Origin of the sequence: Aurantimonas sp. C2-5-R2 (assembly GCF_036549495.1) — a bacterium.
Lineage (GTDB): Bacteria > Pseudomonadota > Alphaproteobacteria > Rhizobiales > Rhizobiaceae > Aurantimonas > Aurantimonas coralicida_A.
This window is the reverse complement of sequence record NZ_JAZHLJ010000133.1, coordinates 1-5,864: the sequence shown is the minus strand read 5'-3', so window position 1 is coordinate 5,864 and position 5,864 is coordinate 1. Positions and strand designations below refer to the sequence as shown.

The window sequence follows — 5,864 nt, the reverse complement described above, 5'->3', positions numbered from 1 at the left end:
CCTGCGAGGCCTCGGTGATCGCCACGCCCGCCGCCACCGGCGCCCCAAAACCCTTGAGAACTTGCTTGGCCTGATATTCGTGGATGTTCATGTCTGGGAAATCCCCCCGGATGATGGTGATTGGCTATTTGATTCTGGGCAGCATCTTCTTGAAGGAGGGCGTGCCGGCCTTGCCGAGCCATTCGAAGACGACCATCTCACTGGTGACGATGCCGACGCCGGCCGCACCGAGTCTCTGTAGGCAGGCGTGTTCGCTCTCGGCCGATCGCGACGCTGTCGCGTCCGACGCGACGAAAACCTGATACCCCGCCTCGAGCAGGCTTGCGGCAGTCTGCACGACGCAGATATGCGCTTCCATTCCCGCCAGGATGATCTGGTGCCGTCCAAGAGCGGTCAGGGCTGACGAAAACGCGCTGTCTTCCATGCAGGAAAAATGCACTTTCTCGAAGACTGGGAAGCCAGTAGCGACGGACGCGAGCTCGGCCATCGTATGGCCCAGCCCCGCCGGATATTGCTCGGTCAACAGCACCGGGACACCGACTTCGCGCGCGGCCTCGATCAGCAGTCCGGCATTCTTCAAAGTTCGCGCTGGCGCTAACATGGCTGGAACCAGCCGTTCCTGCATGTCGATAACGACGAGAGCGGAATCCTTAGCTCTGATCAACATGCATTCCGTCCTCCCTTTCGACAGATAAAACCATCGGTAAACGTCCGTCAACTGGTATGCCAAACGCCAGATACCGTCAAGAGAATGTCGGGAATATCAGCTATTCCGGTACTTAGAACCCCTGTAATCCTTAGGTTTCCGCATTCCAACGGGGAATTCCCCAATTGCCCATTGACGCGTCAGCGCTCCGATGTATGGTATACCACATAAGGCACACGCAAGCGGCTCGATGCCGTTTCGACAGATGCCGGGGTGCGAAGCAGGGGAGGCGTTCGGACTGTGTCGATTACCAGCAAGCTGACGCCGATCGCCGTGAACTTCACGCTGAAGGATCACACCTACGACGTGCTCCGCGAAGCCATCCTTGACATGAATATCTACGACGAAGGCGCCGATCTGCGTCTCGATGAGCGCACCATCGCCGGACAGTTGGGAATATCGCGCACACCCATTCGCGAAGCCTTGGCGCGATTGGCGCAAGAGGGTTTTGTGGAAATCCTCCCGCGCAAAGGGGTGTTCGTCAAGCGCAAGTCCATGAACGAAGTGCTGGAGATGGTCGTCACCTGGGCGGCGCTGGAAAGCATGGCGGCCCGGCTCGCCGCGGAGCGCGCCTCAACGGCGGAACTCGGCTCCTTGCGCAAATTCGCGATGAAGCACAGCACCCATGCCGCGCGCGCCGACATCGAGGAATATTCGGAAGCCAATATCGTGTTTCACCAGCGCATCCTGGAACTCTCCGGCTGCGCGCTGCTCAAGTCGACGGCTGACGGTCTGTTCCAGCACATGCATGCCGTGCGCCGGCGGGCGATGGGCGAAAACGATCGGGCGACGCGATCGGTGGTCGACCACATGGAGATCGTCGAGGCGCTCGAGGCGCGCGACGCCGATGTCGCCAGCCGCCTGGTGCGCGAGCACACCATGAAGCTGCATGATCATGTGCGGGCCGCCTGGGTTCGCATCGAATCGCTGAATCGTAAACGCATTGAGGCCGGGTGAACGGTTTCGCATGTCACAGAGGGAGTCGACTGCGAGGTCGACCCAGCCGAAGGGCTTCCGGGAGGAAACAGAATGTCAGCAGTAGCGAAAAGCACGGAAACGGATGTCGCTGAGGCCGATGCGCAGCAGGCGCTGACGGATGGGTTTCACCTTGTCATCGACGCGCTCAAGCTCAACGACATCAATACGATCTATGGTGTTCCGGGCATCCCGATCACCGATTTCGGCCGCATGGCGCAAGCGGAGGGGATGCGCGTCATCTCGTTTCGGCACGAACAGAATGCCGGCAACGCCGCGGCCATCGCCGGTTATCTCACGCAGAAGCCCGGCATCTGCCTGACGGTTTCGGCGCCTGGCTTCCTGAATGGTCTGACGGCTCTGGCGCACGCCACCACCAATTGCTGGCCGATGATCCAGATTTCCGGCTCGTCCGAGCGCGAAATCGTCGATCTTCAGCAGGGCGACTACGAGGAGATGGACCAGCTGGCGATCGCCAAACCGCTGTGCAAGGCCGCCTACCGCATCCTGCACGCCGAGGATATCGGCATCGGCATCGCCCGGGCCATCCGGGCGGCGGTCTCGGGGCGTCCCGGCGGTGTCTATCTTGATCTGCCCGCGAAGTTGTTCGGTCAGGTCATGGACGCCGCGGCCGGTGCCAAGTCACTGGTCAAAGTCATCGATCCGGCCCCCAAGCAACTGCCCGCGCCGGATGCCGTCGCCCGCGCGCTGGAGGTGATCAAGGGGGCGAAGAAGCCATTGATCATCCTCGGCAAGGGCGCCTCCTATGCCCAGGCCGACGACGAGATCCGCGCGCTGGTCGAAAACAGCGGCATTCCCTACCTGCCGATGAGCATGGCCAAGGGACTGCTTCCCGATACGCATCCGCAATCGGCGGGCGCCGCGCGCTCGCTGGTGCTCAAGGAAGCCGATGTCGTCGTGATGATCGGCGCCCGCCTCAACTGGCTGCTGTCTCACGGCAAGGGCAAGCAGTGGGGCTCCGAGCCGAAGAAGTTCGTCCAGATCGACATCGAGCCGAGGGAAATGGACAGCAATGTCGAGATCGCGGCCCCCCTGGTCGGCGATATCGGCTCCTGCGTGTCCGCGCTGCTCGCTGGCATGGATGGTAGCTGGCAGGCCCCGCCCGCCAGTTGGACCGACATGATCCGGGAGAAGGTCGAGGCCAACGTCGCCAAGATGGCGCCGCGGCTGATGAACAACAATTCGCCAATGGATTTCCATGGTGCGTTGGGTGCCTTGAAGACGATCATCAAGGAGCGTCCCGACGCCATCCTCGTCAATGAGGGCGCCAACACGCTGGATTTCGCTCGGTCGATCATCGACATGTACAAACCCCGCAAGCGGCTCGACGTCGGCACCTGGGGCGTCATGGGCGTCGGTATGGGCACCGCCATCGCGGCAGCGATCGAGACCGGCCAGCCGGTGCTGGCGGTCGAGGGCGACAGCGCCTTCGGTTTCTCCGGCATGGAGGTGGAGACGATCTGCCGGTACAATTTGCCGGTGTGCATCATCGTCTTCAACAACAACGGCATCTATCGCGGCACCGACGTCAATCCGACCGGCGGGGCGGACGCCGCGACGACCGTCTTCGTCAAGAATGCTCGCTACGACAAGATGATGGAAGCGTTCGGCGGCGTCGGCGTCTACGCCACGACGCCGGACGAATTGCGCCGCGCCGTCAACGAAGCGATGGATTCCGGTAAGCCTACCCTCATCAACGCGGAGATCGACGAAAAGGCCGGCACCGAAAGCGGCCGCATCGGCAATCTCAACCCACAAAGCGTCGTTGCCAAGAAATAGCGTCAACGCCGCCGATTGAACTCAGAACAGCAGGTACCCGCCATGAAGGCACTGGAAGGCATCAAGATCCTGGATTTCACCCATGTCCAGTCCGGACCGACCTGCACGCAGTTGCTGGCCTGGTTCGGAGCGGACGTCATCAAGGTGGAACGGCCGGGCGTGGGCGACGCGACGCGCAAGCAGTTGGTCGACGTACCGGGTGCCGATAGCCTCTATTTCACCATGCTCAACCACAACAAGCGGTCGATCGAGCTGGATTCCAAGAACGTCACCGGCAAGGAAGTGCTGACCCGGCTGGTCGAGGAATGCGACGTCCTGGTGGAGAACTTCGCGCCCGGCGCGCTGGATCGGATGGGCTTTTCCTGGGAGCGGATCCAGGAGATCAACCCCCGCATCATCATGGCCTCGATCAAGGGCTTCGGTCCGGGTAAATATGCCGACTGCAAGGTCTACGAGAACGTCGCGCAGTGCGCTGGCGGCTCGGCTTCGACGACCGGTTTCCTCGACGGGCCGCCTTTGGTGACCGGCGCGCAGATCGGCGATTCCGGCACGGGACTGCATTTGTGTCTCGGTATCGTGACCGCCCTGTTCCAGCGCGAGAAGACGGGGCGCGGCCAGAAGGTCTCCTGCGCGATGCAGGACTCCGTGCTCAATCTTGCCCGGGTGAAACTGCGCGATCAGCAGCGCCTGGAAAAGGGTCCGTTGAAGGAATACTCGCAGTATGGCGAGGGCATCCCCTTCGGCGAAGCGACGCCGCGCGCCGGCAATGATTCCGGTGGCGGCCAGCCCGGCCGCATTCTCAAATGCAAAGGCTGGGAACAGGATCCCAACGCCTACACCTATTTCATCATCCAGGCCGCGGCATGGGAGAAGGTTTGCGACGTCATCGACAAGCCGGAGTGGAAGACCCAGGCAGGCTATGCCAAGCCGCCGGAGCGGCTCGACAAGCTCAACGAGATCTTCTCGACCATCGAGGAGTGGACCAAGACGAAGACCAAGTTCGAGATCATGGATATCTGCAATCCGCTGGACATTCCTGTCGGGCCGATCCTTTCCATGAAAGAAATCGCCGAGGATGAAGGGCTTTACGCGACCGGAACAATGGTCCGCGTCGCTCATCCCGAGCGCGGCGAATATCTCAGCGTCGGCTGCCCGATCAAGCTGTCGGACAGCCCTGCGGAAGTGCTCCGCTCGCCGCTGTTGGGTGAACACACGGCGGAAATCCTGTCGGATGTGCTTGGCTATCGCGGCGACGACCTCAAACGGGTCATCGGCTCGGGCGCCGTGGGAGACGTCAAGGCGGAAGCAGCGGAATAAAACGGACGCAGCGATAAAGCCGTGCCGTTCAGGGAGGAAATATGCGTATCGTAGTTCACGGCCAACAAGCCTTTGGAAAGGCCGTTCTGGAACGGTTGCTGGAGCGCGGCGAAGATGTCGTCGCGGTCTGCACCGCCCCCACGAAGGAAGGCAAGCCAGAGGACCCGTTGGCCGAGCTGGCCCGGGAAAAGGGGATCGCGCTGCATCAGCCGGCTTCGTGGAAGACACCCGAAGCGCTGGAATTGATGCAGTCCTTCGACGCTGACGTCTGCATGATGGCCTATGTGCTGCTGTTTGTGCCGGAGGCGGTGCGCGACGCGCCTAAATTCGGAACGTTCCAGTATCACCCATCGCTGTGCCCCCATCATCGTGGGCCGAGCTCGATCAACTGGCCCATCGCGATGGGCAGGGAGCAGACTGGACTCACCATCTTCTGGCCCGATGACGGGCTCGATGAAGGTCCGATCCTGCTGCAGAAAACCTGCGCGATCGGACCGGACGAAACCTTGGGCGACGTCTACTTCAAGAAGCTTTTCCCGATGGGCGTCGACGCCATGATGGAGAGCCTCGACCTGGTGAAGGCGGGGGTTATCCTCAAGCACGACCAGCGGCTCGACCAAGGCTCCTACGAGAGCTGGTTCAAGAAGGCGAACGCGGAAGTCGACTGGGCGAAGCCGGTCGCCGACCAGTACAACATCATCCGCGCGGCCAACCCGGCGCCAGGCGCCTGGACGACCCACAAGGGCGACACCGTCCAGATCTACGACTCGGCCCGCGCCGACGGCGAGGGAACGGCTGGACAAATCGTCGAGGTCTCGGCGGAAGGCGTAACCGTTCAGGGTAACGGTGGCCGCATCATCATCAAACGCGTTCGTCCTGCGGGCGGAGACAAGCAGCCGGCGGCCGACTGGGCCGCATCGGCGGGCCTTTCCGCCGGCGACATCCTCGGATCATAACTCGGGAAAAGATATTATTATGGCGTTCAAGACCGACATTGAGATTGCCCGCGAGGCGAAGAAGCTGCCGATTCAGGAGATCGGGGCGAAGCTGGGGATCGGGCTCGAGG

The 5,864-nt window shown here is 61.8% G+C and carries 5 protein-coding genes; 4 read left to right on the top strand and 1 reads right to left on the bottom strand.

Annotated elements, in window-relative coordinates; all coding sequences use genetic code 11:
* Positions 1 to 124: 124 nt before the first annotated feature.
* Positions 125 to 667 carry a hydrolase gene (locus VQ044_RS23515; protein ID WP_327626338.1) on the bottom strand — a complete coding sequence of 181 codons (543 nt, stop codon included), beginning with the start codon at positions 665 to 667 and terminating at the stop codon, positions 125 to 127.
* A 279-nt stretch (positions 668 to 946) separates the two neighbouring features.
* On the opposite strand from VQ044_RS23515, the gene VQ044_RS23510 reads away from it, so the two are divergent.
* The 4 genes from VQ044_RS23510 to VQ044_RS23495 all read left to right on the top strand — a co-directional run bounded on the left by VQ044_RS23510 (position 947) and on the right by VQ044_RS23495 (position 5,754).
* On the top strand, positions 947 to 1,663 hold the full coding sequence (locus tag VQ044_RS23510; RefSeq protein WP_327626339.1) for a GntR family transcriptional regulator: 717 nt from the start codon (positions 947 to 949) through the stop codon (positions 1,661 to 1,663).
* 72 nt (positions 1,664 to 1,735) lie between these two features.
* Positions 1,736 to 3,481: an oxalyl-CoA decarboxylase gene (oxc, locus tag VQ044_RS23505; protein ID WP_327650026.1), complete on the top strand. Its 1,746-nt coding sequence runs from the start codon at positions 1,736 to 1,738 to the stop codon at positions 3,479 to 3,481.
* Between the two features lie 42 nt (positions 3,482 to 3,523).
* Positions 3,524 to 4,798, top strand: coding sequence for a formyl-CoA transferase (frc, locus tag VQ044_RS23500; protein ID WP_327626341.1), 1,275 nt, complete (start codon positions 3,524 to 3,526; stop codon positions 4,796 to 4,798).
* Between the two features lie 41 nt (positions 4,799 to 4,839).
* A complete protein-coding gene (locus VQ044_RS23495; RefSeq protein WP_327626342.1) occupies positions 4,840 to 5,754 on the top strand; it encodes a methionyl-tRNA formyltransferase in 915 nt (304 codons plus the stop codon).
* The last annotated feature ends 110 nt before the right edge of the window (positions 5,755 to 5,864 follow it).

Bases quoted from the DNA above. Each gene is read 5' to 3' on its own strand.
- frc (WP_327626341.1), top strand. From the start codon at position 3,524: ATGAAGGCACTGGAAGGCATCAAGATCCTGGATTTCACCCATGTCCAG.
- VQ044_RS23515 (WP_327626338.1), bottom strand. From the start codon at position 667: ATGTTGATCAGAGCTAAGGATTCCGCTCTCGTCGTTATCGACATGCAG.
- VQ044_RS23495 (WP_327626342.1), top strand. From the start codon at position 4,840: ATGCGTATCGTAGTTCACGGCCAACAAGCCTTTGGAAAGGCCGTTCTG.
- oxc (WP_327650026.1), top strand. From the start codon at position 1,736: ATGTCAGCAGTAGCGAAAAGCACGGAAACGGATGTCGCTGAGGCCGAT.